The sequence below is a fragment of the Streptomyces aurantiaciflavus genome (assembly GCF_049808595.1).
Lineage (GTDB): Bacteria > Actinomycetota > Actinomycetes > Streptomycetales > Streptomycetaceae > Streptomyces.
In genome coordinates, this window is the sequence record NZ_JBNCAQ010000043.1 from 1 (window position 1) to 4401 (window position 4401).

Here is a 4401-nt window from a genome sequence, read left to right on the forward strand (position 1 = left end):
TCCCTGCGCCGCCCGAGCCCTGCCTTCACATGGAGTCCGCTCTGTGGGTCAGAGCTGGCCGCCGACGAAGACCGTCAGGTCGACGAGGCGGTTGGAGTAGCCCCACTCGTTGTCGTACCAGCCGATGACCTTCACGTTCTTGCCCTCCTGGACCATGGTCAGGGAGGAGTCGAAGGTGCAGGACGCCGGGGCGTTGACGATGTCGGAGGAGACGATCGGGTCCTCCGTGTACTCGAGGATGCCCTTGAGCTCGCCCTCGGCAGCCTTCTGGAAGGCGGCGTTGACCTCTTCCTTGGTGACCTCGCGGCCCAGCTCCAGGACCAGGTCGGTGACCGAGCCGGTCGGGACCGGGACGCGCATGGCGATGCCGTCCAGCTTGCCCTTGAGCTGCGGCAGGACCAGGGCGGTGGCCTTGGCGGCACCGGTGGTGGTCGGGATGATGTTCTCGGCGGCGGCACGCGCGCGGCGCAGGTCCTTGTGCGGGAAGTCCAGGATGCGCTGGTCGTTGGTGTACGCGTGCACCGTCGTCATCAGGCCCTTGACGATGCCGAAGTTCTCGTCCAGGACCTTGGCCATCGGCGCCACACAGTTGGTGGTGCAGGAGGCGTTGGAGATGACGTGGTGGTTGGCCGCGTCGTACTTGTCCTGGTTGACGCCCATCACGATGGTGACGTCCTCGTCCGTCGCCGGCGCCGAGATGATGACCTTCTTGGCGCCGCCGGCGAGGTGCTTCTCGGCGTCGGCCTTCTTCGTGAAAATGCCGGTCGACTCGATGACGATGTCGACGCCCAGCTCGCCCCACGGGATGTCGGCGGGGTTGCGCTCGGACAGGACCTTGATGGTGTGGCCGTCGACGGTGATCGTGTCGGCGGTGTGGGTGACCTCCTGCTTGAGGCGGCCCAGGATCGTGTCGTACTTGAGCAGGTGAGCGGTGGTCGCGGTGTCACCCAGGTCGTTGACAGCCACGATCTCGATGTCAGCACCCTGCTCCAGCAGCGCGCGGAAGTAGTTACGACCGATGCGGCCAAAGCCGTTGATGCCTACGCGGATCGTCACGAACCGATCTCCTCGTTGGTACGCCGGCCATGCGGTGCCGGCGAGCTGTGTTTGGGATGTCCCCGACCACCCCCGACCCTACCTCTCCGAGGGCCCCGTGGTGACATCGAGTCGCCGCATACACGGCAGGACGGTCCGTACCCGCCAGTAGGGGTACGGACCGCCCTGTCAGGAAGGCGTGTTCGCTCGTTTCGGTCACATCGCGTCGAGCGGTGCTGACCTCAGCGTGTCACTCGTCAAGTGAGTCGAGCGCCTTTCCGATGAGCGCCTTGCGGTCGGCCGCCGCGGTGACGTGTTCCAGGCCGAAGCCCAGCAGCACCGTGTCGTCCGTCGTGACGGAGGCGTACGTCTGGAAGAGCGCTCCGGAGCGCGTCCAGTCGTTGACGACCGCGGGGCTGCCCGCGGGCGGGCCCGGAACGCGCCAGGCGCCGAGCGACGTCTCGAAGCCCTCGGTCTCGGTCGCGGTGCCGCCGATGACGAGGGAGGCGTTGTCGACGAGGACGCCGCGGCCGCCGGAGCCGGGGTCGGTGATGTAGGAGAGCGCCACCTCGACGGTCTTCCCGGCGTACGCGGAGAGGTCGAAGGACACCTCCTGCCAGCCGGCCGACGCTCCGGTGAAGCTGTTCCAGGAGCCGCTGGTGCCGGTGGGCGTGCAGGCGCCGCCGGCGAGCGTCAGGTACCGCTTGAGGGCGGGGTGCGCCTGGACGAAGTAGCCGGCCCCGCACTCGGCCGGTACGGCGGTGCCGGTGGCGCCGCCCGCCTCCGGGAGCGTGGTCCAGTCGTCGGCGCCGGCGGTGTGCGCCTCCAGGACGGCGTGGTCGTAACCCTCCTCCGTGTTCCACAGCATGCGCGTCCGCAGCGTCGGCTTGTCGGACGCGCTCACCTTGGTGAGGTCGATGGTGCGGGCGAGGCGGTTCCAGGCGTAGTCGCTGTGCGTGACGGCGGCCATGGACGTGCCCTCGTAGGGCCCGTACGGGTTGACGGTGCCGGGGTAGAGGCCCGCGCCCGCGCTCGTGAACTGCGGGAAGGTGTCCACGGGCAGGGTCTCGGACGTGACGCTGTACGACCCGGCCTGGTTGAGCGGGTTGCCGGGTGCGGCGCCCAGCGGCCCGGCGGCGCCGGCGAGCGCGCCCGTGCCCTTGAAGGAGGTCGCGTCGGACAGGGACGTACGGGTGTAGGCGCCCAGGTAGTACTGGCTGAAGTCGTTGGACGGGGTGCCGTCGCCGAGGTCGACGTCACCGCCGGCCCGCTCGCCCGCCTCGATCAGCTTGCCGCCCTCGTTGAGGAAGGCACGCAGCTCCAGCTGGGTCGGGTTGCCGGGGGCGCCCGCGCCCGTGTAGTGGACGACCGTGCCGAAGTGGTTCAGCACGCCGAGCGCGTCCGGCACGCCCTGGGTGGCGACGTCCCAGACGATCGCCCTGCGGCCGTTGGCCTTCAGCGCGTCGACGTAGGTCTGCGCCTGCGTGGCGGCCGCGCCCTCCTCGGCCACGACGAGGGTGTCGGCCTTGGGCCGCGCGGCGACGGTGTAGGTGAAGTGCTTGCTGGAGACCTTCTTGCCGCTCTTCGTCTCGCCGGTGAACCACACCTCGACCTTGTCGCCCGGTTCGCCGTGCCGGACCTTGGCGCGGTACTCGTCGAAGTGGAGGTTGTCGTCACCGCCGTAGGTCTCGCCGCCCTTCCAGGGCCTCAGCGTCTCGTCGTGGACCCGGCCGCCGTTGACGCGGTACCTGAGTTCCTTGTCGCGGACCGCCTTGCGGACGACGGCGGAGACCTCCTGGTCGGCGCCGCGCGCGTACGACGTGGTGAAGGCGGCCGGGGTGAAATCGGCGGCGGTCAGGCCGACCGAGGACTTCGGCTGGTCGGGGCGGGCGGCGCTCTCGGCGACGGAGAGCGCGAAGGGGATGTTCTTCGCGAACTCCTGCTGGATCAGCTTCTCGTCGTCCGGGAAGTTGAAGACCGACTGGCAGTCGGCCGCGTTCCACTGGTCGCCGGGGTCGAGGTTCGAAGCCGTCTGGCAGGTCGACATCTCGGGCGTGAACATCGCCGTGCCGTTGACGTTGGCCGCGTGGCCGTCCGCCTCGCCGTTGGTGGTGTACAGCTCCGAGGAGACCTGGGGGTGGTAGCCGGGGATCGCGGAGTTCTCGGGGGTGCCGGCCAGCGCCTTGTACATGACGTCGTCCGGGGTGTCCGTCGCGACCTGCCAGCCGACGCCGTAGAGGAGGAGCTCGGCGGCGGAGTGGTAGTTGATGCCGTACTCGAAGCCGATGCGCTTCTCGAAGGCGTCCAGGGCCTTCGTCTCGGGCTCGGAGCCGGGGCCGGCGCCGCGGTAGGTCTGGCTGGTGGGGTTGGGCGACGAACCCTCGTCGTCGTAGCCCCACTTGTAGGCGAAGTTGCGGTTGAGGTCGACGCCGTCGCCGGTGCTGATCACACCGTCGGCGTTGACGTCCCGCAGGTTCTTGCGCCACAGGCGGTTGTCGTCGTTCTGGAAGGTGTAGTCGTAGCCGTCGGGGTTGGCCGACAGGACGAACCACAGCTCGGTGGTGTCGACGAGCTTCCTGATGCGCTTGTCGGTCCTGTAGTTGTCCAGGTAGTGGTGGAGCAGCCGGCGGGTCATCTCCGGGGTGATCCACTCGCGGGCGTGCTGGTTGGAGAGGTACAGCACGGCGGGCTTGGAGCCGTCCTTGGTCTTCTTCGCGTTCTTGGTGAGCTTGAGCGCGAGGATGTCCTGGCCGTTGATCGTCCGGCCGATGGAGACGACCTTGGTGAGGCCGGGGTTCTCCTGGCCGGTGCGGAGGATCTCCTCCTTCAGGCCGCCCTTGCCGCTGTAGGGGCGGAACACGCCGTCGGCGGCGGCCTCGACGCGGTTCTCGGCCTTGGCCGACAGGGTGTGCTCGGTGAGGGCGACGCCCTGCTTCTCGAGCTTTCTTGCCTGGTCGTCGGTCAGGTAGACCTCGACGGTGGCGGTGCCCCGGTCGGGCGCCTGCTCACTGAGTTCGTGTCCGTCCTGACCGGCTGCCAGCAGCAGCGGGATCTGCTTCTTGGTGACCTCGGCGCGGAAGACCTTGACCTCGTCCGCGTCGGATGTCCGGGGTGAACTCCCGGGTTGTGCCTGGGCGATGGGTGCGATGCTCGCTCCGCCGATCAGGAGCGCGCCGACAGCGAGGATCGATCTCGCTCTACGTCTCATGAACCCCCCTAGCGTGGGTCCGCCACAGCAGCGAACACATGCCAGGCTCATGTCCGTCCATGATCGAGTCAAGGGTGCCTCAAGGGGGGTTCAAGGAGGGGCGGTTGTCATCAGGGGTGCTGCGATCCAAGAGCTGGGAAACGCTGGTGCCGACGCCC

The 4401-nt window shown here is 68.6% G+C and carries 2 protein-coding genes; both read right to left on the reverse strand.

Features of this window, described 5'->3' with window-relative positions; all coding sequences use genetic code 11:
• Nucleotides 1-48: 48 nt before the first annotated feature.
• Nucleotides 49-1056, reverse strand: a complete 1008-nt coding sequence (gap, locus tag ACPT94_RS36195) for a type I glyceraldehyde-3-phosphate dehydrogenase (RefSeq protein ID WP_360341875.1) — start codon at nucleotides 1054-1056, stop codon at nucleotides 49-51.
• A gap of 229 nt (nucleotides 1057-1285) precedes the next feature.
• Nucleotides 1286-4243 carry a M14 family metallopeptidase gene (locus tag ACPT94_RS36200; protein WP_425246543.1) on the reverse strand — a complete coding sequence of 986 codons (2958 nt, stop codon included), beginning with the start codon at nucleotides 4241-4243 and terminating at the stop codon, nucleotides 1286-1288.
• Between the last annotated feature and the right edge of the window lie 158 nt (nucleotides 4244-4401).